This window comes from Sulfitobacter brevis (assembly GCF_900112755.1).
Classification (GTDB): Bacteria; Pseudomonadota; Alphaproteobacteria; order Rhodobacterales; family Rhodobacteraceae; genus Sulfitobacter; species Sulfitobacter brevis.
Window position 1 is genome coordinate 256,353 of sequence record NZ_FOMW01000004.1, and the last position, 20,799, is coordinate 277,151.

A 20,799-nucleotide genomic window follows, 5' to 3' on the forward strand; every position below is an offset into this window, starting at 1 on the left:
ACGCCTACGGCCCATGCCTTCTGTCTAAACCACCCAGCCCGCGCCCTGCCCCCTTGGCTGAAGTTTGCGCAACCAACGCCCTTTGCAGTCCCCGCAGTCACCGATGCGGTTTTACCCCGCCGCGATATCTGGCACAGAGGGCAAATTGTTCAGCCTTGCGCCAAGGAACTCGTATGCTCAGGTCTTTTCTGCCCGTCAGCGCCCTCTTACTCGGGTCGTTTTTCCTCCTGTTTGCGGGAGGAATCAACGGTTTGATCCTGCCAGTGCGCGGCGCCAACGAAGGATTTTCCGATATTTCGCTCGGCCTGCTCGGCACCGGCTGGGCGCTCGGCTATGTATCGGGCTGCGTGTTGACGTCGGGGTTGGTGGCGCGGGTCGGGCACATTCGTGCCTTCGGGGCGATGGCGGCCATCGCTGCTGTGTCGATCCTTGGCAGCGCCATCGTGGTGAACCCTTGGGCGTGGATCATCCTGCGCGGCGTCTGTGGTTTCTGCTTTGCCGGTGCGGCGATGATCGTGGAGAGCTGGCTGAGCGAACAGTCCGCCCCCTCGGCGCGGGGCCGGATTTTCGGCGTCTACACAATGGTGAACCTCACCGCGAGCACCGCGGGCCAGATGATGTTGACGCTGGGTGATCCGAACGGATTTCTGTTCTTTGCCTTGGGCGCGATCTTTTATTGTCTGGCGCTGGTGCCAACCGCGATCAGCTCGACCTCGACGCCAGCGCCTTTGGCAACGGTCAAACTAAACCTGCGCAGCCTGTGGAAGAACTCGCCCGTGGCGGTGTTTGCCGTGTTCTGGGTTGGGGTCTCGAACGCGGCCTTTGGCACGCTCGCGGCGGTATATGCGCAGAAAATCGGGCTGGTGCTGGCGGCCATCGCGCTTTTCACCTCGATCCCCATTCTGGCGGGCGCGATCATGCAGATCCCTGTCGGATTGCTGTCTGACAAGATGGACCGCCGCCGCGTTCTGGTCGGCGTGGCCGCGCTGGCGCTAATCGCCGATATCGCCTTTTTGGTGCTGGCCCCGCAAGGGCGCGGGATGAACCTGCTGTTGGCGGCGCTGCTGGGCGGGTCAATCTATGCGATGTATCCGGTCATTGTCGCTCACGCCAACGACCATGCCGAACCCGGCACCGCGATCCAGATTTCCGGCGGCTTGCTGCTGACCTATGGCCTTGGCTCCATCGTCGGCCCGCTGATCGCGGGTTTCGCGATGGAAGAAGTCGGCAATCGGGCGCTCTTTATGGTGACTTCGGCCTCGCACGGGATGGTCATACTCTACACCCTGTGGCGCATCGGGCGGCGCGAGGCGGTGTCGGATGCCGACAAGTCGAGCTTCCAACCGATCAACGCGGGCCGCACCTCGAACCTGCAAACGGCTGAACACAGCAACGCGGGCGACGTCCCCCAACGGCGCCGCGAACCACGCTCGATCCGCGAGGTTCTGGGCAAGCGGTAGGGTCGCTTGCAGACACTTGCTAAAACGACAAAGGGCGCACCTTAGTGCGCCCTTTGCTTTTGCAATTAGCCGGATTTACTTCACCGTAATGCGCCCGTCAGTATAAGGTGCATAGGGTCCGTTCTTGGCCAAAAACTCTGCGGTGACATCGGCCAGATCGGGGCCATAGTCATAAGCATTTTCGGCAGACTTGAACATCTCGTAGCCGTCGCCGCCATTGCGGACGTAGTCGTTGGACACCGCGCCATAGACCTTGTCCATCTCCAGTGGTGCGCCATTCACGGTCACATCGCTGATGCGATCGCCAACTTCGGCTTTGGCATCAAAGGCAAAGGTCATGCCCGCAACCTGCGGGAAGCGGCCTGCGACCTCTTCGATCTGGCTGACACCGTTTTCAAGGGCGGCTTTCAACGTCTCGCCACTGATCTGGAATGTCGAAAGCGTGTTCTGGAACGGCAGCACGGTCAGCACCTCGCCCATCGTCACTTCGCCTGCGTCGATGGAGGCACGCAGACCACCAGAGTTTGCGATGGCCAAGTCGATGCCTTGGTCCTTAACCCTTGCCAACATGGCGTCGGCCACGAGGTTACCCATAGTGCATTCCATCACGCGGCAGGCGTTGCGGTCGCCGTCAATTGCCTCGGATGTCTCGGCAACCACCTTGTTGCGGATCTCCTCCAGCGGCGCGGCGGCCTCGGCGATGCGGCCAACGGTGGCTTCATCCTCGGTCACGGCCGCGTCCATGATCAGCGGCTCGCCCTTGGCTTCGGTCACGTTGCCTTCGTCGTCAAAGGTCACGTTCAACTCGCCCAAAAACTTACCATAGGCATAGGCCTGTACGATGGCGGTTGCGCCTACCATGGTGGGGTACGGGCCTTCGGCACGGTCGTTGGTATTGCTAAGCAAGGTGTTGGAGTGGCCGCCGACGATCACGTCAATCCCGGTGGTTTCAGCCGCGATCTTCTGGTCGACGACATAGCCGGAGTGGCTGAGCACGATGATCTTGTTCACGCCCTGCGCGGTTAGCAGATCAACCTCGCCCTGCACCGCACCGACCGGATCGGTGAAGGTCACGTTATCGCCGGGGGACGCCAGTTCATGGGTGTCTTGCGGGGTCAAACCGATCAGGCCGATCTTCTCGCCGCCGCGCTCGATCACGGTGGATTTCGCGAGTTTGTCGGCCAGCAACGGCTCGCCCGAGACATCGGCGTTCGACATCAGCACGGGAAAGTTGACCGCATCCATAAAGCCGCTGAGCACTTCGGGGCCATCGTCGAATTCGTGGTTGCCCACGGTCATCGCGTCATAGCCCATCTTGTTCATCATCTCGGCGGCAAGCGCGCCTTTGTAATAGGTATAGAACAGCGTGCCCTGAAACTGGTCGCCGCCATCCACGAGGATCGCGTTATTGGACCGTGCGCGTGCCTCGGCAATCGCGGTCACCAAGCGGCCCGACCCGCCGAAACATTCGCCAGCAGTGTTATCCTCGGCACCGCAAGGCCCGTCGTACTTGCTGATCGGCTCGAACCGCGCGTGAAAATCGTTGGTGTGCAAAATGGTCAGGCTGTAATCGGCAGCGGCCATACCGCTGGTCAGCGCGAGGGCTGCCGTGGCTGTCAGGATTCGTTTCATTGGTTTTCCCCGTTGGATAGAGTGATGGCGGTATCGTGGCGCGGGGCACGAGCGGAGTCAAAGGCGATGTGCACCTCTGGTAGTCCCCCTCGCTCTTGCCGCAGCGGCAAGCAGGGCTTGACCCCCGCGACAGCACGGGGCAACAGTGCCCCATGCTGATCTTCAAGATATTCCGGGCGGACGAATGGGCCGCCCTGCGCAAGGATAAAGAGACCGCAGGGGCGCCGATTGACGTCACTGACGGCTATGTCCATTTCTCCACCGCTGAACAGGCCGCCGAAACGGCAGCCAAGCATTTTTCGGGCGAAGAGGGCCTGTATCTGCTTGCCGTTGAGACCGACAGCTGCGGTCAGGACATCAAGTGGGAAAAGTCGCGCGGCGATGCGCTGTTCCCGCACCTCTATCGTAAGCTGGCCCTGTCGGATCTGGTCTGGGCCCAGCCGCTGCCCCTGCTCGACGGGGTGCACCAGTTCCCCGCCGGTCTGGCCGAGGCAAGCGCGTGACAGGGTATATCGACCCAGAGCGGGCGCAATTTGATGCGTTCAAAGGTCTGGAACGCGATAAACCCCTCAATATGCTGAACCTCGTCGCCCTGCGCGACAAGGCCAATTATGCGGGCGATCATGATCTGGCCCGCGACGGGTTGAGCGGGGCCGAGGCCTATGCGCTCTACGGTCGCCACTCTGCGCCGGTTCTGGCCCGCGTCGGCGGCTCGATTATCTGGCGCGGCCAGTTCGATCTGACATTGATCGGCCCTGCGGATGAGGCATGGGACGTAATGTTCATCGCGGCCTACCCCAATGCGCATGCCTTTCTCGCCATGGTGTCTGATCCCGAATATCAGCAAGCCGTGAAACATCGGCAGGCGGCGGTCAAAACCTCGCGGCTCATCCGCAGCCAGTCGCTGCCTTTGACGGACGGATTTGCATGAGAGCGCTGATCGAGCGGTTGGGCCTTTCGGCCTTGCACCGCCTTGACCCCGAAGTCGCCCATGGTTTGGCGATCCAAGCACTGCAAACCGGTCTGGCCCCCGCCCCCGGCCCGATCACCTCGGCCCGCCTGAAAACGCGGATTGCGGGGTTGGATCTGGCCAATCCGGTCGGCCTTGCCGCCGGATTTGACAAGAACGCCACCGCGGTTGCGCCTCTGTCACGTGCAGGCTTCGGGTTTATCGAGGTCGGGGCCGCGACGCCGTTGCCGCAGTCCGGCAACCCGCGTCCGCGTCTGTTTCGCCTGACCGAGGATGCCGCCGCGATCAATCGCTTTGGCTTTAACAACGAAGGCATGCAGGTCATCGTCGCGCGGTTGTCGCGGCGCGGGGCTGGCGTGCCTGCCGGGCTGAACCTCGGCGCGAACAAGACCAGCACCGACCGTGCCGCCGATTTCGCCCGCGTCATGGTCGCCGCCCGCGATCACGTCGATTTTGCCACGGTCAATGTCTCCTCGCCCAACACGGAAAAGCTGCGCGATTTGCAAGGCAAGGCAGCACTCGCGGGCCTGCTTGAAGGTGTCATGGACGTCCGCGGGGCGTGTCCGGTGTTTCTCAAAATCGCGCCCGACCTCACCGCGGCCGAGATCGAGGATGTCGCCGAGGTTGCCACCAACGCCCGTGTGGCGGCGATCATCGCCACCAATACAACGCTTGACCGTGTCGGGCTGAACAGCCTGCATATGGGCGAAGCGGGCGGCCTGTCCGGTGCGCCGCTGTTTGAGAAGTCCACCCGCGTGCTGGCAAGGCTGTCGACTCTGACCGATATTCCCTTAATCGGCGTCGGAGGTATTTCGAGTGCCGAGGAAGCCTATGCCAAGATCGGCGCAGGTGCCTCTGCGGTGCAGCTATATACAGCACTGGTGTTTGGCGGACTGACACTGGTGCGCGAAATTGCCGAAGGGCTGGACGCGCTTCTGGCCCGCGACGGTTTCGCGACAGTCGCCGATGCGGTCGGCAGCAGGCGCAGCGACTGGCTGTGATTACGCTTTGGCACAACCCGCGCTGTTCGAAATCACGGCAGGCGCTGGCTTTGCTTGAGGTTGCAGGGGCTGAGGTGTCGCTGCGACGCTACCTTGATGACGCGCCCGATCTGGCTGAGTTGCAAGCCGCACGCGCGGCGCTCGGGATGCCGCCGGTGATTGCGATGATGCGCAAGGGCGAGGCAGTCTTCAAAACGCTGGGACTTGGCCCGCAGAGCAGCGATGACGCCTTGCTGGCCGCGATGGTGGCTCACCCGATCCTGATCGAACGGCCCATCGCCTTCAAAGACGGCCGCGCCGTGATTGGCCGCCCGCCAGAAGCTGTGCAAGACCTGCTCTGAGCCAGCCGGATCAGTCCGCCGCTGCCTCAAGCGCGGGGTAGCGCAGGCCGAGCGTAATGCCGCGTGTCACAAATGAAATCAGCAGCGCCAGCCACAGCCCGTGATTGCCCAAGAGCGGCAACAACACCAGCACCGAGGCGACATAGACCGCGAAGGACACCAACATCATATTGCGCATGTCCCGCGAACGGGTGGCGCCGATAAAGATGCCGTCCAGCATCCATGCGGCACAGCCTGCCAATGGCGCGGCGACCATATAAGGTAGATATTCGCGCGCGATGGCTCTGACGTTCTCTGCCTTGGCCATCAGATCAATTATCGCCCCGCCGCCGATGGCAAAACCCACCGCCATAGCCACGCAAATCACCAGCCCCCAGCCGGAGGTCAACACGGCTCCGCGCCGTAGCACAGCCCGTTGTCGTGCCCCCAAAGCGCGGCCCACAATCGCCTCTGCCGCAAAGGCAAAACCATCCAGCGCAAAGGCGGTAATCATCAGGAATTGCAACAGCACCTGATTGGCGGCCAGCGTCACATCGCCCAAGCCGGAGCCGAGGAACATGAAGGAGACAAACATCGCCTCCAACAGCATCGATCGGATCAAAATATCGGTATTCACCGACATCATATGCACCCAGCGGGGGCGGTCAAAAACCTGCACCCAATTGCGCCAGTCCGGCAAGGCAAAGGCCGCGCGGCAGAACCACAAGCCTAGCAATGCGCCCGACCATTCCGCGAGGAAGGTCGCCACGGCCACCCCCTGCACGCCCCAATCAAGGCCCAGCACAAACCATAGGTCGAGCACAATATTCAGCCCGTTCATCCAGACCTGAATGACCAGCACGGCGCGGGTCCGCTCCTGCGCGATCAACCAGCCGGTGATCGCATAGATCGAAATCGCGGCAGGGGCCGACCAGATCCGGATCGCCATATATTGCCGCGCCAGCCCCTCCACCTCGGGCGAGCCCGGCGAGGCCTTGAAGGCCAGCCAGAACAACGGCACCTGCAACAGCACTACCAGTGCCCCCGCCCCCGCCCCGATCAGCAAGCCACGGGTCAGCAGCGCGGCGACCTCGGCGTGATCGTCATTGCCGGCTGCTTGCGCCGTCAGACCCACAGTGCCCATGCGCAGAAAGCCGAATATCCAATAGAGCGCCGACAGGATAATCGCGCCCAGCCCCACCGCGCCAATCGGTGCAGCAAGCCCCATCTGGCCGACCACGCCGGTATCCACGGCACCAAGGATCGGGACCGTGGCGTTTGAGATAACAATCGGCAGCGCGATGTTGAGCACGCGACGATGGGTCACCACATCCCGTGGCGCCAGCGCGCCTTTGTCGACGGCGCGGACCTCTGCATCGCTCAGCGGCTGGTTCATCTACTCGGACCTTTGCGGCATCACGAAGTGCCCTGTTGCTTGTGCAAACAGCCGCGCGCGATTGTCTTGCCATGCCTCCACATGCACCGAGGCATAGCGCCGCCCCGAACGGTTTATCCGCGCCCGAGCATAAGCATCGCGCGGCAGGCCGGAGCGTAAATAATCAACCGTGAAGTCGATGGTTTTGGGCAGGCGCGGCAGGTGTGCGTGATCAAGGTTGGTCACATCCAGCGCACCGCTTTCCATATCCTCCCAAAGCATCCCCCAGCTTAACGTGATAATTGCCGTCACCTCAAGGAAGGCCGCCGTCGCGCCGCCATGCAGCGCAGGCAGCATCGGGTTGCCGATCAGGCTGTCCTTGAAAGGCATGATGCCGGTCAGTTCATCGCCACGGCGCTCGAACTCGATCCCGAGGAACCGGATATAGGGCACTCCGTCGACCATGGCACGCAACACTTTATCGCGGCGTTGCTTGACGACCTGAACGGGCTCTGGCGGGCGTCTGGTGCTCATCGTTTCCCCTCCACAGTGAAGGTGCCGGTGGCAATGGCGACCGGATTGTCGCTGTCTTCGTCCATCGCCTGCGCACGCACAAAAGCAACCGAGCGGGTGACGTGATAACAGGTGGCTGTGGTGGTGATTGTCTGGCCCGGAACGGCGGCGCGCAGGTATTCGATGCGCAAATCCATCGTCGCGGTGCCAGCGGGATTGCTGGGGTGGCTCATTACCGCCGCACCGCAGCAGGTATCCATCAAAGCCGAAACTGCCCCGCCGTGGATTACGCCGGTTTTCGGATCGCCAACCAACTGGTCGTTATAGGGCATCGAGATGACCGCCGTGCCCGCCTCAATCGATTGCAATTGCATTCCCAGCGCAGCGGAATGCGGCAAAGCCTTGATAAAGCTCGCCGCCAATTTAATCTTGTCTGTCATCGGCTTGGAATTCCTTCGGTGAAGCGTGACCTTTATCGGGGGCTGTCTGGCAAAGGGCAAGACCACCTGTTGCGCTCGGTCAGCCTTGGTTCTAGCTTGAGTTTAGGGGGGCCGCAGATGCCAGAGCAGCAAATGACATTCAAAGAAATGTGCGCGCATTTTGACGTGACGCCGCGCACGCTGCGCTACTACGAATATATCGAACTATTGCAACCCCAGCGCGAAGGCAGAACCCGCTTTTACGGCCCGCGTGAAAAGGCGCGGATGAAACTGATCATGCGCGGCCGCAAGTTCGGATTTTCGCTGGAAGATATCCGCCAGTGGCTGATGATCTATGAACACGAAGGCACCACCGCCCAGATGGAAGCTTGGATCATCATGGCCGACGGGCAATTGGCCGAACTGGCCGAACAGCGCAAGCAATTGGAAGAGGCGATGGCTGAATTAAAGAAACTGCGCGATGACACGGCACAGTCGCTTGATGCCTAGATACGGTCCTGCCTGACGTCAGCCTTTAAGGCACATCCTCGAACTCTCGTCACTGCACCCGCTTGCCCTGCCGCACCCCGTCAGTGTGTGAGGTTCGGACAGGTGCGGCCCCGATCCCCTAAATACCATCTTAAATTCAGTTCAGAAACAGGTCGCAACGCAGCGGGCCTGCCTTTACGCGATACGTCGCTACGTAAAGTTACAAAGTGACGTGGCGTCTTACTTACGTAAACCTTGGCAGTCGTTGTATGGCTGCGTTTGTCACTTACGTAAAATGCATGAACGTCACCCTTTCCTGACAAAGGTATGAACGATGAGCACCGATACATTGACCATCCGCCAGATGTGCGACGCCTATGACGTCACACCGCGGACCCTGCGGTTTTACGAAGCCAAAGAACTGCTATTCCCGATCCGTGATGGCCAAAAACGCCTGTTCACCAAGAGCGACCGCGCGCGACTGAAACTGATCCTGCGCGGCAAGCGCTTTGGCTTTAGCCTCGAAGAAATCCGCCAGTTGCTGGACCTGTATCACATGGGCGACCAGCAGCAGACCCAGATCGCCCGTACCTATGAAATCGCCCGCGCACGCCTTGCCGCTATGGAAGCCCAGCGCGATGAATTGAACGCGAACATCAACGATCTGCAAGACCAGCTAAAGTGGGGCGAGAAGATGATCGCTTCCGTCAACCAATCGCGCAAGGCCGCAGAATAATCTGCGCCTGACCGCACCCGCCATACCGACATATCGCCAGCAAATTCGAAACGGAGCGCCTTGATGCCAAGCTACACCCCCCCCACGAAAGACCTGCAATTTGTGCTGCACGATGTGCTCAAGGTCACGGAATCCAAGACGCCCGGCTACGAAGAGCTTGAGCCTGATTTCACCGCTGCCATTCTTGACGAAGCGGGCAAGCTGACCTCTGCCGTGCTCGCCCCGCTGAATGCGGTTGGCGACCGTGAAGGCTGCCGCTTGGAAAATGGCGTTGTCTACACGCCCAAAGGTTTCAAGGAAGCCTTCGAGAAGGTCAAAGAAGGTGGCTGGACCGGCCTTGATATGCCTGAGCAATACGGCGGGCAGAACATGCCTTACGTGATCGGCACTGCCGTGGGCGAGATGTTCTCCGCCGCAAACCAAGCCTTTACGATGTATCAGGGTCTGACCCACGGCGCGGCCTCGGCGATCCTTGCCCATGGTACTGACGCCCAGAAAGACACCTACCTGCCCAACATGGTCTCCTGTGAGTGGACCGGCACTATGAACCTGACCGAGCCGCATTGCGGCACCGATCTGGGCCTGATGCGGACCAAAGCAGCCCCACAAGGCGATGGCAGCTTTAAGATCACCGGCCAGAAAATCTTCATCTCGTCGGGTGAACACGACATGGCCGACAACATTATTCACTTGGTGCTGGCCAAGATCGAAGGCGGCCCCGAAGGCATCAAGGGTGTGTCGCTGTTCATCGTGCCGAAGTTCATGGTGAACGAAGACGGCTCTCTGGGCGAGCGCAACGGTGTGACTGTCGGCTCCATCGAAGAGAAGATGGGCATTCACGGCAACTCCACCTGCGTGATGAACTATGACGGTGCCACCGGTTATTTGCTGGGCGAAGAGCACAAGGGCATGCGCGCCATGTTCACCATGATGAACGAGGCCCGCGTCGGCGTTGGTATGCAGGGTCTGGCACAGGCCGATGTCGCCTATCAGAACGCGGTAATCTATGCCAACGACCGCCTTCAGGGTCGTGCGGTGACGGGTGCGGCCTATCCCGACAAACCCGCCGATCCGCTGATCGTGCACCCCGATATCCGTCGCTCGCTGATGGATCAGAAAAGCTTTGCCGAAGGTGCGCGTGCCTTCATCCTTTGGGGTGCGTCCATGATCGACGCCGCACACCGCGCGGATGACAAGGATGCCGATGGCCTCGTGTCGCTTCTGACGCCAGTGATCAAAGGTTTCCTGACCGATCAAGGCTATGACATGACCGTCAAGGCGCAGCAGATCTATGGCGGCCACGGCTATATCGAGGAATGGGGCATGTCGCAGTTCACCCGCGATGCCCGCATTGCGATGATCTACGAAGGTGCCAATGGTGTGCAGGCGCTTGACCTTGTCGGGCGCAAGCTGGCGCAGGACGGCGGCAAGCATGTGATGGCGTTCTTTGACATGGTGAAGAACTTCATTAAAGACAACGCTGGCGAGGACACCGAATTCGATACCGCCTTTCTTGACCCGCTCAAGGCTGCCAGCAAGGATTTGCAATCGGCGGGCATGTACTTCATGCAAAACGGTATGAAAAACCCCAATCACGCGCTGGCAGGGTCGAATGACTTCATGCACATGTTCGGGCATGTTTGCCTTGGCCTGATGTGGGCGAAAATGGGCTTGGCGGCCAAGAATGCCCTTGCAGCGGGCACCGGTGACGCCCAATTCTACAAGACCAAGCTGGCCACGGGGCGTTACTATATGGCGCGCCAATTGCCTGCCACTGCGCTTCACCTGACCCGTATCCAATCGGGCGCCGACACAGTGATGGCTCTGGCCGAAGCCGACTTCTGAACCGGAGGGGCGGGGCTACGTGCCCCGCTCCGACCCACAAAGGAAAGACCATGCCAAAACGCTTCCGCCTGACCCGCCGCTTCCCTGTCGCAATGACAGAGGATGGCTATCGCAAGCTGAAAAAATTCAGCAAGGACGCAGGGCTAGACGAAGGCGAGGCGCTCTCCTTTTTGTTCGAGAATTTTAACAGCGTAATCCATGAAGAAAACCTGACAGCCCGCCTGCGGCTGTTCAACTCGGAGCTCGACGATCGCAAACGCTGACACTTGGGAGGGGCGGCAGATGAAAGACCAGACAACCAGCACGTCGCCTTGGATGACGGGCGAACACCGCATGCTCGCGGATATGACCGCGGCGTTCATCGACACCGAATGGGCACTAGAATTCGATAAATCACGCAAGCACTGCCAGATGGACCGCGATACCTCGCAGCAGGCCGCTGTACTTGGCCTGACCCAGCTCCAGAACACCCGCTTCCAGCCCGCCGAAACCAAAACCAGAACCTCGGTCGCCCGCGCCTTCCTCGACAGTTGCATCGCTGATAATCAACGCGGCGCGTTGACGGTCGAGAAAGCCACCATGCAGAAATCCTGGCTCACCGACACCCAAGGCGAAGTGCCTGATATCTGCCTGCAAATGCACGGCGGCTATGGCTTCATGCAAGAATACGCTGTTGGTGAAATGGGGGCCGACGCCCGCGTCCAGCGCATCTGCGGCGGCACCATTGAAATCATGAACGAACTGATCGGACGCGCCCACTAACCCGCTTCATTTGGCCAAAAAAACTCAACGGGGGTTCGGGCGTGTAAAACCCCCGTATGACCCGCCAACAAGGACCTGACCTATGACAATCAAACTCCACTGCTTCGGCGAAAGCGGCAACGCCTATAAAGCGGCCCTCGCCCTGCAATTCAGCGGCCTCGACTGGGAACCGGTCAAGGTGGACTTTTTCGGCGGCGAAACCCGCAGCCCCGATTATCGCACTGCGCTCAACAACATGGGCGAAGCGCCAGTGATGATCGATGGTGACCTGCGGCTGACCCAATCCGGTGTCATTCAGGATTACGTCTCCGAGAAATCCGGCAAGTTCGGCGGCAAGGATGCGACGGAACGCCGCGAGATCCTGCGCTGGGTGCTCTGGGACAACCACAAGCTCAGCTCGAATGCCGGAATGACCCGCTTTCTGATGAATTTCCTGCCCGAAGACAAACGCCCCAAAGAGGTGATCGGCTTCATGCAAGGGCGTCTCGCGGCTGCTTACGGGGTGCTCAACGATCACCTTGAAGGACGCGAGTGGATCGTCGGCGACAGCCTGACCAACGCCGACCTGTCGTGCTGCGGCTACCTATATTACCCCGAACCTTTCGGCTTTGACCGCAAGGATCGGCCAAACATCGACACATGGCTCACACGCCTGTCCGAAACACCGGGCTGGAAAGCCCCCTATGACCTCATGCCCGGCAGCCCCGCTGACCGCGCCTAAAGGAGACTGTTATGACCGAAGAAGCATATATCTACGACGCCCTGCGCACCCCGCGTGGCAAAGGCCGCGCTGATGGCTCCCTGCATGAGCTGACCTCGCTGCGCCTCTCGGCGCTGACGCTGAATGCTATGAAAGAGCGTAACAACCTCGAAGGCCACGCTGTTGAGGATGTGATCTGGGGCAATGTCACCCAAGTGATGGAACAGGGCGGCTGCCTTGCCCGCTCTGCGGTGCTGGCCTCTGACCTTGACGAGCGTATCCCCGGCCTTGCGATCAACCGGTTCTGCGCCAGCGGCATGGAAGCCGTGAACCTTGCCGCCAACCAGATCCGCGGCGGCGCGGGCAATGCCTATATCGCGGGCGGCGTTGAAATGATGGGCCGTGTGGCGATGGGCAGCGATGGTGCGGCCATTGCCGTTGACCCCTCGCTCGCGATGGACAGCTATTTTGTGCCGCAAGGCATTTCGGCCGATATCATCGCCACCGAATATGGCTTCACCCGTGACGAGGCTGACAAACTGGCCGTGCAATCGCAGCAGCGCGCCAAACGCGCTTGGGACGAAGGCCGCTTTGCCAAATCGGTGATCACCGTGCGCGACCAGAACGGTCTCGCGATCCTTGATCACGACGAATACATGCGCCCGCAAACCGACATGCAATCGCTCGGCGCGCTGAACCCTGCGTTTCAGGCGATGGGTGAAGTCATGCCCGGCTTCGACAAGATCGCTTTGATGAAGTACCCGCATCTGGAGAAGATCAACCACATCCACCACGCGGGCAACTCTTCGGGCATCGTTGACGGTGCCGCTGCGGTGCTGATTGGCAACAAGGAATTCGGCGAGAAATACGGGCTGAAGCCCCGCGCCCGCATCCGCGCCACCGCCAAGATCGGCACCGACCCGACCATCATGCTGACCGGCCCCGTACCAGTGACTGAGAAAATCCTTGCGGATAACGGCATGAAGATCGGTGACATCGATCTTTTCGAGGTCAACGAAGCCTTCGCCGCCGTGGTCATGCGCTTTATGCAGGCCTTCGACGTGGAAGACAGCAAGGTCAACGTCAACGGCGGCTCCATTGCAATGGGCCACCCGCTGGGTGCGACTGGTGCGATGATCATCGGCACGCTGCTCGATGAATTGGAGCGTTCCGACAAGGAAGTCGGCATGGCCACACTCTGCATCGCGTCCGGCATGGGCGCCGCTACGATAATTGAGCGCGTATAATGGCCGAGAGCAAACATCCGTTCCACGGCGTTGCCGCACTCGCAAAGAAGCGCGGCGCGCCCGACTTGCAAATCAAGGTCGAGCATGACGGCGATTACGTGCGGCTTTATCACACTGATCCTGCGCTGTTTTTCAAGCACCGGGACGATCCCAGCGACCCGTTTGACCGCGAGTTCTTTGGCAAGCACAAGCGCATCCTGCTGAGCGCCGAGGACTGTGCCGGAGACCACGAGTACACGCTGGCCCTGATCGAATCCCTGCTGGAAAAATTTGCTGATTACAAATTTCAGCGCAGCTGACCTAACCCATTGACGGGAGAGACATATGACCGATTTCACAATGAAGACCGACGCCGAGGGCATCGCCACGATTACCTGGGATGTGCCGAACAAATCCATGAACGTGATGTCCTTTGACGGGCTGCGGGAACTGGAAGAAAACATCGACGCCGCCCTGGCTGACGAGGCTGTCAAAGGCATCATCATCACCTCCGGCAAGGAGGGTTCTTTTGCCGGCGGCATGGACCTTAACCTGCTCGCCAAGATGAAGGCAGATGCGGGCGACGATCCTGCCAAGGGCCTGTTTGAGGGCACCATGAAAATGCACGCCCTGCTACGCAAAATCGAACGCGCAGGCATGGACAAGAAGACCAACAAAGGCGGCAAACCTGTTGCTGCTGTGCTGCCCGGCACTGCTGCGGGCATCGGACTGGAAATCCCGCTCGCCACGCACCGCACTTTTGTGGCCAACAACCCCAAGGCCCGTATCGGCCTGCCCGAAATTCTCGTCGGGATCTTTCCGGGCGCGGGCGGCACAACACGGATGGTGCGCAAACTGGGCGCAATGGCGGCCTCTCCCTTCTTGCTCGAAGGCAAGATGGTCAGCCCCGAGGCCGCGCAAAAGGCGGGCATCATTGATGAGGTTTCCGACGATCCGATGGCCGCAGCCCGCGCATGGGTGTTAAGCGCCACGGACGCCGATATTCTCAAGCCGTGGGATGCCAAAGGCTACAAAATGCCCGGCGGCACGCCTTACCACCCCGCTGGCTTCATGACCTTTGTCGGCGCCAGCGCTATGGTGAACGGCAAGACCAAAGGCGCCTTCCCTGCTGCCAAAGCGCTGCTCTCGGCTGTCTATGAAGGTGCGCTTGTTCCTTTCGACACTGCGCTCAAGATCGAAGCGCGCTGGTTCACCCATGTGCTGATGAACCCCTCCTCCGAGGCGATGATCCGTTCGCTCTTCCTTAACAAGGAAGCCTTGGAAAAAGGTGCTGTGCGCCCCGAAGGTGTACCAGACCAACGCGTCAAAAAGCTCGGCGTCCTTGGTGCGGGCATGATGGGCGCGGGCATTGCGCTGGTTTCTGCTCAGGCGGGTATCGAGGTTGTGTTGATTGACCGCGATCAGGCCGCTGCCGACAAGGGCAAAGCCTATGCCGCGACCTACATGGACAAAGGCATCGCCCGCAAGAAAGCGACGCCCGAGAAGAAAGAGGCGTTGCTAAGCCTGATCACTGCGACGCCGGATGTCGACGCGCTGAAAGGCTGCGACCTGATCATCGAAGCGGTTTTCGAGGACCCCAAGGTCAAGGCCGAGATCACCAAGCGCGTCGAAGCGGTGATCCCCGAGGATTGCATCTTCGCCTCCAATACCTCGACCCTGCCGATCAGCGAGCTGGCCAAAGCCAGCAGCCGCCCCGAGCAGTTCATCGGCATCCACTTCTTCTCTCCGGTAGAAAAGATGCTGCTGGTCGAGATCATCAAAGGTGCCGAAACCGGCGATCGTGCAGTGGCCAAATCGCTCGACTACGTGCGCCAGATCCGCAAAACGCCGATCGTCGTGAATGACGCGCGGTTCTTCTATGCCAACCGTTGTATCATCCCCTACGTCAACGAAGGCGCGCGGATGATCACCGAAGGTGTAGCGCCCTGGATGATCGACCACGCGGCACAAATGCTGGGCTTCCCCGTAGGGCCAATCCAGTTGACCGATGAAACCTCCATTGATCTTGGCGCCAAGATCGCACGGGCGACCAAAGCCGCGATGGGCGATGCCTATCCGGAATCGCCTGCCGATGAGCTGATCTTCTGGATGGAAGAAAAGGGCCGTCTGGGCCGCAAGTCCAACGCCGGTTTCTTTGACTACGATGAAAAGGGCAAGCGTCAGGACTATTGGAAAGGCATGCAGGAGAAATACCCGCTGGCCGACGTGCAGCCCGATCTCATCGAAGTGCAACATCGCCTGATGTTTGCACAGGTGCTGGAGGCGGTGCGTGCGCTGGAAGAAGGCGTGTTGATGGACATCCGCGAAGGCGATGTCGGTGCGATCCTCGGTTGGGGCTTTGCGCCGTGGTCCGGTGGCCCCCTGTCATGGCTCGACATCATCGGCACCCCCTATGCTGCCGAGCGTTGCGACCAATTGGCCGAGAAATACGGCAAGCGCTTCGCCTGCCCCGATCTGCTGCGCGATATGGCCGACAAGGGTCAAAGCTTCTACGGGCGCTTCAACCCCGAGAAGAAAGCCGCCGCCTGATCCTAGGCAAAACTTAAATAGACTGCGCCCCCTTGTTGCAAAAACAAGGGGGCGCTTTTCGTTTGGGGGATGGGATGTTTTCGTGTCAGGTCGCAGGGCTTTTAGGCAGTGCGTCGCGTTAGACGCACCGTTTCGTCAGCAATAAGCGGCGGCAGCGCCCGAGACCCGACCGACCGAGGCAAGGATCTGGTCTTCGCGCATTAGGCATTCGGCGATAAAGGCCGCGTCACTGGTGCCCAGCAGGTCGTAGGTTGCAGCGTCGGCGGCAAGGAATTGATCCAGCGCGATCGTAGTCGCGGGGCAATGCACCAAGGCGCCGCCTTCGGCATAAATTACCTCGTCGCGGGCAAAGTAGATCGCGATGATCTCGAGTTCCTGAAACGGGGCGGCACGGTGAATGCCCCGCACCCCATCAAGCGCCGAAGCAGGCACCACAGCGAAGGGGTCGCCGTACATATCCTGCGCCGCGTCACAATCAACCAGCACCCCTTGATCGGGCAGCAGGGTCAGTTCGGTCCGGTTGTCCAACGCCCCTGCGGGCACCACAACAGGCAATCCGGCCCGGCCCTGCGCTGCGTCGATCCACACCACGCGGCGGCGGATCTCAATTATCTGCTGCATGCCGTGGTCGAAGGTCAGCACCGTATCACCGACCGCCAGTGCCTCGACCGACCGCCAACCGAGGTTGGATGCGACACGGGTGCCCGCCATCAACCCTTGGGTTTGCGCGGCCAGACCGCCATCAAACGCGCCCGAACGCTCGACCGAGCGGTGGGCTATCTGTGGGCTCTTTTCTTTCCATCCAAACATTTCATCCATCCCCATGGTGCTGCGTCCGTGGCAGGGACGCTGTTGCAGTTACCCTTACGAGTTGCAGCGATTCGCGTGTTCAGGAGTGGCCGAGAAAACGGCGAGATTGGGGCATTGTTGCCGCAATCAGCAACAGTTTGCGCTAAATGCAGCAGATTGATGCGAATGATGCGGCAAACCTCGGGCTTCGGCGCGGTGCGCTCAGAAAGAATACCCGAATCTGGCGATGTCTTCGGCACAGCACTCGGCAATCACATCGCGGGTCGCAGGGATGAAGTAGTCTTGGTACGCCGCGTCCCGTGCCGAGCGGTTGGCGGTCGGCAGATCGAGCGCAAAACCCAGATGCTGCTCTAGCGGGGCGGCATCCTGTGCGAAATGCTCCAGCCGGATATAGGCGTCACAATGCTCCGCGCCTGCGCAATCGCGCATGTAGCGGGCGGCGGGCCAGTCTTGCAGGCTGCGCACCGTGTCGGGGTGGGTCAGGAAATCGGAAAACTCGCTGGTTTTCGCCAGCCCAACGGCAGGGTGGTCAAAACTCTGTTCGCGCAGCCAGTGATAATAGCTGACCGCGCGGTCCCACGGATTGCGCACCATGGTAAAGCAGAACATCCCCCCCAGCTCGTCGCGCGTGACCAGCCCGTCGATGTCCGACAGGGTGGCGTGTTTCCATAAACGGCCCCGGGTCGGGACGTCCTTAAGCCGCCGCCGCCGTTTGGCGGCTTTTGGCGTGTCACCCAGCATAATGTCGTCCTTCATCGCCCGCGCCTCCAACGCCAGCGCCATCGAAGTACCGCCGGTTTTGGGGATGTGCACAAAGGCATAGGCCCGACCGCGGCTGATGATCATGTTGGTATCTTTGGCGCGCGCAGCGGCACCGGTGTGCTTGAGCGCATTGCGATCACCGCCCCCGCACAGGCGATCAACGCCATACCCGCAAAGGCCATCGGCTCGACAATCTGGCCCCAAAGAACGAAGGCCCAGAAGCTGGCGAACACCAGCAAGGAATATTCGAACACCGCGACCTGACTGGCCTCGCCCAATTGATAGCCGCGAAAGATCAGCGCGATCCCGATAAGCGAGCCAACCGCCTGTACAATGATCCAGAACATCATGCTCGCATCCAGCGGCCCCCACGTTCTGAGCGCAAAACCTGCGTGCCCGATCGGCGCCTCGGCCGAAACCAGCAGCACCCCGAGCGCACCAAACACAGCCAGCATCCCAAAGAACCCAGCGGTCAGGGTCAGCGTGCTTTCCCCCTCACACCACGACCGCGTTGCCACCGCCCCGATGGCATAGAGGAGCCCTGCGATGACCGGCAGAAACGCCACCAGATCAAGCGCTGCCGGATCGGGCCGGATAACCAGCACCGCGCCAAGAAATCCCAGCACCACAGCCGCCCAGCGGATCGGCCCGACAGTCTTGCCCTGCACCAGCACCGAGATCATCACCACGAACAGCGGCGAGGTGAACAGCCCCGCTACCACCACGCCAATTGGCATAACCGACAGACAACCGAAATAGATCAGCATTGATCCCGCCTGAAACAGGCTGCGCCCCAGCACAGCCCAGATGCGTTTGGAGCGTAACCGCCCCCCGATCAGCATGGCGATCAGCGCCAGCAGCACCAGCGCCATGACCCCGCGCACCATATGGAACTGCCACAGCGATCCACGCTCGGAGATATAGGGGACGAAATTGTCAGTCAGCCCAAGGCTCGCCATGCCTCCCAGTACCGAAAGCGCTGCTAGCCCCGGTCGTGTCACGTCACTGCTCATCCTGCCCCCGTTGTCCGAAATTCTGCTCTTTCAAAGTCACCGGACGACAGCAATACTCAACCCCTAAAATGATCGTATCGGGAGACGGCAATGGGTTGGATGCAGGACGAGACCGGATTGGGCAAATGTGCGGCCAATCATATTGCCCTGAGCCCCCTGTCGCATCTGGCGCGGGCAGCCCATGTTTTTGCCGATCATCCAGCAGTAGTCTATGGCGATCACCGCGTGACCTACGCCGAGTATCACGACCGCTGCACGCGGCTTGCCAGTGCACTTGCAGCAATGGGTGTGGCATCGGGCGAGGTCGTGGCCACGCTGATCCCCAATCTGCCCGCACAGGCCGAGGCGCATTTTGGCGCACCCGCTTGCGGGGCCGTGCTCAACACCATCAACACGCGGCTTGATGTCGGGACGGTCAGCTATATCTTTGATCACGGCGGCGCCAAGGTGGTGCTGGTCGACAGCCAGTTTCTCGACCTCGCCGAAGCCGCCTGCGCCCAAATGCAGGGTAAAGCGCCTAAGATTATCGAGGTACCGGATGCCGCAGCGGGCTTTCCGGCCTCTGGCCGCCACCCGCAATATCAAGCGGTGCTGGCAGGCGCGGATCCTGCTTTTGACTGGATGTTGCCGCAGGACGAATGGGAAAGCCTTGCGCTCAACTATACCTCCGGCACCACGGGGCGGCCCAAGGGCGTGGTCTATCACCACCGCGGCGCCTATCTGATGACGATGGGCACGGTGGTGTCATGGCGCATGGTGTTGCATCCGGTGTTCATGCAGATCGTGCCGCTGTTTCATTGCAACGGCTGGAACCACACGTGGATGATGCCGCTGATCGGCGGCACACTGGTCTGCTGCCGCGACGTGACCGCAGCGGCGATCTATAACGCTATCGCAGACGAGGGCGTGACCCACTTCGGCGGCGCCCCGATTGTGCTGAACATGCTGGTCAACGCCAGCCAAGCCGAACGCCGCAGTTTTGACCACACCGTCGAGGTTTTCACCGCAGGCGCGCCGCCTGCCCCTGCGACCTTGGGCAAGATCGAAAAGCTCGGCTTCAACGTCACGCAGGTTTACGGGCTGACCGAAACTTACGGTCATGTCACCGAATGCATTTGGCGCAAGGATTGGGATAGCACCGATGGCGCGGGACGCGCCGCGATCAAGGCCCGCCAAGGGGTCGCCATGCCGATGATGGAACATATCACGGTGATGGACAGCGCCATGCAGCAGATCCCGATGGACGGCACCGCGCAGGGCGAGATCATGATCCGCGGCAATTCGGTGATGAAAGGCTATCTGAGAAACCCCGAGGCCACAGCAGAGGCTTTCGCGGGCGGCTATTTCCACTCCGGCGATATCGCGGTGCAACATCCAGACGGCTATGTGCAGATCGCCGACCGCGCCAAGGACATCATCATTTCGGGCGGCGAGAATATCTCCTCTGTCGAGATCGAAGGCGTGTTGATGGGCCATGACGACGTGAACCTTGCTGCCGTGGTGGCCAAGCCGGACGACAAATGGGGCGAGGTGCCTTGCGCCTTTGTCGAGCTAAAACCCGGTGTCACGGGCGATGCCGCTGCGCTGATCGCCTTCTGCCGCGCAACGCTGGCGGGGTTCAAAGTGCCCAAAACGATCGTGTTTCAGGAGCTGCCCAAAACCTCGACCGGCAAAATCCAGAAGTTCGAACTGCGCAAACAGGCGAGTGCGACTGTCTAGCCGATCTGCTTTTCATAGCGCCAGACATCCAGCGTAACGCTGCCATCGCGGGTGGGCGCCGTGTAGCTGACCGTTTCCGCGCGGTGCCATCCGCATTTCTCATAAAACCGAGCGGCGCGTAGGTTGCCGACGGTGCAGGCCAGCCACGCGGTGCGCCCCGTCAAATCGGCCTCGACGGAGGCCATCAGCGCCTGCGCCACGCCGCGCCCCTTCAAAGCCGGATCAACATAAAGCTGATAAAGCTCGTCTTGCTTGAGGATGTAGAAACCGGCGATGCCCTGTTCGTCACGCCCCACCCTTACATCGGGCAGATCTTCGGTCATCCGTGCAGTGAATTCATCGGGCTGGCGCGTCGCAACAAGGGCTGCCGAGACAATATCGCCATGCGCCTGATGCCAACCTTCGTGCCAGATTTGCACAAGTTGTGGAATATCCTGCGCTTGAGCGGTAGTGATCTTCATTATGGTGTCCTACGCGGGGCCCATTGCCCCGAAAGT

General features: G+C 60.6%; 22 protein-coding genes and 1 pseudogene. 15 read left to right on the forward strand and 8 right to left on the reverse strand.

Annotated features, from left to right (window positions below; genetic code table 11):
* Positions 1–173: 173 nt before the first annotated feature.
* Positions 174–1,460, forward strand: a complete 1,287-nt coding sequence (locus tag BM174_RS07305; protein WP_093923188.1) for an MFS transporter — start codon at positions 174–176, stop codon at positions 1,458–1,460.
* A gap of 75 nt (positions 1,461–1,535) precedes the next feature.
* On the opposite strand, the gene BM174_RS07310 is transcribed toward BM174_RS07305, so the two are convergent.
* Positions 1,536–3,092, reverse strand: coding sequence for a bifunctional metallophosphatase/5'-nucleotidase (locus tag BM174_RS07310; RefSeq protein WP_093923189.1), 1,557 nt, complete (start codon positions 3,090–3,092; stop codon positions 1,536–1,538).
* Positions 3,093–3,244: 152 nt separating this feature from the next.
* Between BM174_RS07310 and BM174_RS07315 the strand changes: the two genes are divergently transcribed.
* From BM174_RS07315 to arsC, 4 genes are read left to right on the forward strand one after another with little or no spacing between them, the layout of a single operon-like run.
* Positions 3,245–3,595, forward strand: coding sequence for a DUF952 domain-containing protein (locus BM174_RS07315; protein ID WP_093923190.1), 351 nt, complete (start codon positions 3,245–3,247; stop codon positions 3,593–3,595).
* Positions 3,592–4,023 (forward strand): DUF1330 domain-containing protein, encoded by a 432-nt coding sequence (locus tag BM174_RS07320; protein ID WP_093923191.1) that lies wholly within the window; start codon positions 3,592–3,594, stop codon positions 4,021–4,023. Before BM174_RS07315 ends, BM174_RS07320 begins: the two co-directional genes overlap by 4 nt.
* A complete protein-coding gene (locus BM174_RS07325; protein ID WP_093923192.1) occupies positions 4,020–5,063 on the forward strand; it encodes a quinone-dependent dihydroorotate dehydrogenase in 1,044 nt (347 codons plus the stop codon). The genes BM174_RS07320 and BM174_RS07325 overlap by 4 nt, the downstream gene beginning before the upstream one ends.
* On the forward strand, positions 5,060–5,404 hold the full coding sequence (arsC, locus tag BM174_RS07330; protein WP_093923193.1) for an arsenate reductase (glutaredoxin): 345 nt from the start codon (positions 5,060–5,062) through the stop codon (positions 5,402–5,404). The genes BM174_RS07325 and arsC overlap by 4 nt, the downstream gene beginning before the upstream one ends.
* A 10-nt stretch (positions 5,405–5,414) precedes the next feature.
* Here arsC and BM174_RS07335 read toward each other — a convergent pair whose 3' ends face one another.
* Genes BM174_RS07335 through BM174_RS07345 form a run of 3 tightly spaced genes read right to left on the reverse strand, consistent with a single transcriptional unit; the run spans position 5,415 to position 7,711 of the window.
* Positions 5,415–6,779, reverse strand: a complete 1,365-nt coding sequence (locus BM174_RS07335) for an MATE family efflux transporter (protein ID WP_093923194.1) — start codon at positions 6,777–6,779, stop codon at positions 5,415–5,417.
* The gene (locus BM174_RS07340; RefSeq protein ID WP_093923195.1) at positions 6,780–7,292 is read right to left on the reverse strand and encodes a PaaI family thioesterase; all 513 of its coding nucleotides are present in this window, start codon (positions 7,290–7,292) and stop codon (positions 6,780–6,782) included. It lies immediately after the preceding gene.
* Entirely contained in the window at positions 7,289–7,711 is a 423-nt protein-coding gene (locus BM174_RS07345) for a PaaI family thioesterase (RefSeq protein ID WP_093923196.1), read from the reverse strand. Before BM174_RS07345 ends, BM174_RS07340 begins: the two co-directional genes overlap by 4 nt.
* A gap of 132 nt (positions 7,712–7,843) precedes the next feature.
* Here BM174_RS07345 and BM174_RS07350 point away from each other — a divergent pair, with 132 nt between their 5' ends.
* The 9 genes and pseudogenes from BM174_RS07350 (at position 7,844) to BM174_RS07390 (ending at position 15,998) form a co-directional block, all read left to right on the forward strand.
* Positions 7,844–8,200: a MerR family transcriptional regulator gene (locus tag BM174_RS07350; protein ID WP_425442338.1), complete on the forward strand. Its 357-nt coding sequence runs from the start codon at positions 7,844–7,846 to the stop codon at positions 8,198–8,200.
* Positions 8,201–8,513: 313 nt separating this feature from the next.
* Positions 8,514–8,915, forward strand: coding sequence for a MerR family transcriptional regulator (locus BM174_RS07355; protein WP_093923198.1), 402 nt, complete (start codon positions 8,514–8,516; stop codon positions 8,913–8,915).
* A gap of 63 nt (positions 8,916–8,978) precedes the next feature.
* A complete protein-coding gene (locus tag BM174_RS07360; protein ID WP_093923199.1) occupies positions 8,979–10,760 on the forward strand; it encodes an acyl-CoA dehydrogenase C-terminal domain-containing protein in 1,782 nt (593 codons plus the stop codon).
* A gap of 50 nt (positions 10,761–10,810) precedes the next feature.
* Positions 10,811–11,023 (forward strand): hypothetical protein, encoded by a 213-nt coding sequence (locus tag BM174_RS07365; RefSeq protein ID WP_093923200.1) that lies wholly within the window; start codon positions 10,811–10,813, stop codon positions 11,021–11,023.
* 187 nt (positions 11,024–11,210) lie between these two features.
* Positions 11,211–11,522 (forward strand): annotated as a pseudogene (locus BM174_RS07370) (acyl-CoA dehydrogenase family protein); the annotation flags it as partial.
* An 82-nt stretch (positions 11,523–11,604) separates the two neighbouring features.
* Complete coding sequence (locus BM174_RS07375; protein WP_093923202.1) at positions 11,605–12,243, forward strand: glutathione S-transferase family protein; 639 nt, start codon at positions 11,605–11,607, stop codon at positions 12,241–12,243.
* Between the two features lie 11 nt (positions 12,244–12,254).
* Positions 12,255–13,469 (forward strand): acetyl-CoA C-acetyltransferase, encoded by a 1,215-nt coding sequence (locus BM174_RS07380; protein WP_093923203.1) that lies wholly within the window; start codon positions 12,255–12,257, stop codon positions 13,467–13,469.
* Entirely contained in the window at positions 13,469–13,768 is a 300-nt protein-coding gene (locus tag BM174_RS07385; protein WP_093923204.1) for an acetyl-CoA acetyltransferase, read from the forward strand. Before BM174_RS07380 ends, BM174_RS07385 begins: the two co-directional genes overlap by 1 nt.
* Positions 13,769–13,793: 25 nt before the next feature.
* Positions 13,794–15,998 (forward strand): 3-hydroxyacyl-CoA dehydrogenase NAD-binding domain-containing protein, encoded by a 2,205-nt coding sequence (locus tag BM174_RS07390; RefSeq protein ID WP_093923205.1) that lies wholly within the window; start codon positions 13,794–13,796, stop codon positions 15,996–15,998.
* Between the two features lie 135 nt (positions 15,999–16,133).
* On the opposite strand, the gene BM174_RS07395 is transcribed toward BM174_RS07390, so the two are convergent.
* From BM174_RS07395 to BM174_RS07405, 3 genes are all read right to left on the reverse strand, one after another.
* Positions 16,134–16,808: a Hint domain-containing protein gene (locus tag BM174_RS07395; RefSeq protein WP_177209439.1), complete on the reverse strand. Its 675-nt coding sequence runs from the start codon at positions 16,806–16,808 to the stop codon at positions 16,134–16,136.
* Positions 16,809–17,009: 201 nt separating this feature from the next.
* A complete protein-coding gene (locus BM174_RS07400) occupies positions 17,010–17,654 on the reverse strand; it encodes a sulfotransferase family 2 domain-containing protein (protein ID WP_093923207.1) in 645 nt (214 codons plus the stop codon).
* Positions 17,651–18,583, reverse strand: coding sequence for a DMT family transporter (locus BM174_RS07405; RefSeq protein WP_093923208.1), 933 nt, complete (start codon positions 18,581–18,583; stop codon positions 17,651–17,653). Before BM174_RS07405 ends, BM174_RS07400 begins: the two co-directional genes overlap by 4 nt.
* Positions 18,584–18,673: 90 nt before the next feature.
* On the opposite strand from BM174_RS07405, the gene BM174_RS07410 reads away from it, so the two are divergent.
* Complete coding sequence (locus BM174_RS07410; RefSeq protein WP_093923209.1) at positions 18,674–20,302, forward strand: AMP-binding protein; 1,629 nt, start codon at positions 18,674–18,676, stop codon at positions 20,300–20,302.
* Here the strand turns inward: BM174_RS07410 and BM174_RS07415 are convergent.
* Positions 20,299–20,763 (reverse strand): GNAT family N-acetyltransferase, encoded by a 465-nt coding sequence (locus BM174_RS07415; protein ID WP_093923210.1) that lies wholly within the window; start codon positions 20,761–20,763, stop codon positions 20,299–20,301. The two genes, BM174_RS07410 and BM174_RS07415, sit on opposite strands and share 4 nt — an antisense overlap.
* Positions 20,764–20,799: the final 36 nt, after the last annotated feature.

What these genes read in the sequence shown, in the direction of transcription:
- BM174_RS07305 (WP_093923188.1), top strand. Translation starts at nt 174, where the DNA reads ATGCTCAGGTCTTTTCTGCCCGTCAGCGCCCTCTTACTCGGGTCGTTT.
- BM174_RS07310 (WP_093923189.1), bottom strand. Translation starts at nt 3,092, where the DNA reads ATGAAACGAATCCTGACAGCCACGGCAGCCCTCGCGCTGACCAGCGGT.
- BM174_RS07315 (WP_093923190.1), top strand. Translation starts at nt 3,245, where the DNA reads ATGCTGATCTTCAAGATATTCCGGGCGGACGAATGGGCCGCCCTGCGC.
- BM174_RS07325 (WP_093923192.1), top strand. Translation starts at nt 4,020, where the DNA reads ATGAGAGCGCTGATCGAGCGGTTGGGCCTTTCGGCCTTGCACCGCCTT.
- BM174_RS07335 (WP_093923194.1), bottom strand. Translation starts at nt 6,779, where the DNA reads ATGAACCAGCCGCTGAGCGATGCAGAGGTCCGCGCCGTCGACAAAGGC.
- BM174_RS07340 (WP_093923195.1), bottom strand. Translation starts at nt 7,292, where the DNA reads ATGAGCACCAGACGCCCGCCAGAGCCCGTTCAGGTCGTCAAGCAACGC.
- BM174_RS07345 (WP_093923196.1), bottom strand. Translation starts at nt 7,711, where the DNA reads ATGACAGACAAGATTAAATTGGCGGCGAGCTTTATCAAGGCTTTGCCG.
- BM174_RS07350 (WP_425442338.1), top strand. Translation starts at nt 7,844, where the DNA reads ATGACATTCAAAGAAATGTGCGCGCATTTTGACGTGACGCCGCGCACG.
- BM174_RS07355 (WP_093923198.1), top strand. Translation starts at nt 8,514, where the DNA reads ATGAGCACCGATACATTGACCATCCGCCAGATGTGCGACGCCTATGAC.
- BM174_RS07360 (WP_093923199.1), top strand. Translation starts at nt 8,979, where the DNA reads ATGCCAAGCTACACCCCCCCCACGAAAGACCTGCAATTTGTGCTGCAC.
- BM174_RS07365 (WP_093923200.1), top strand. Translation starts at nt 10,811, where the DNA reads ATGCCAAAACGCTTCCGCCTGACCCGCCGCTTCCCTGTCGCAATGACA.
- BM174_RS07375 (WP_093923202.1), top strand. Translation starts at nt 11,605, where the DNA reads ATGACAATCAAACTCCACTGCTTCGGCGAAAGCGGCAACGCCTATAAA.
- BM174_RS07380 (WP_093923203.1), top strand. Translation starts at nt 12,255, where the DNA reads ATGACCGAAGAAGCATATATCTACGACGCCCTGCGCACCCCGCGTGGC.
- BM174_RS07385 (WP_093923204.1), top strand. Translation starts at nt 13,469, where the DNA reads ATGGCCGAGAGCAAACATCCGTTCCACGGCGTTGCCGCACTCGCAAAG.
- BM174_RS07390 (WP_093923205.1), top strand. Translation starts at nt 13,794, where the DNA reads ATGACCGATTTCACAATGAAGACCGACGCCGAGGGCATCGCCACGATT.
- BM174_RS07395 (WP_177209439.1), bottom strand. Translation starts at nt 16,808, where the DNA reads ATGTTTGGATGGAAAGAAAAGAGCCCACAGATAGCCCACCGCTCGGTC.
- BM174_RS07400 (WP_093923207.1), bottom strand. Translation starts at nt 17,654, where the DNA reads ATGATCATCAGCCGCGGTCGGGCCTATGCCTTTGTGCACATCCCCAAA.
- BM174_RS07405 (WP_093923208.1), bottom strand. Translation starts at nt 18,583, where the DNA reads ATGAGCAGTGACGTGACACGACCGGGGCTAGCAGCGCTTTCGGTACTG.
- BM174_RS07410 (WP_093923209.1), top strand. Translation starts at nt 18,674, where the DNA reads ATGGGTTGGATGCAGGACGAGACCGGATTGGGCAAATGTGCGGCCAAT.
- BM174_RS07415 (WP_093923210.1), bottom strand. Translation starts at nt 20,763, where the DNA reads ATGAAGATCACTACCGCTCAAGCGCAGGATATTCCACAACTTGTGCAA.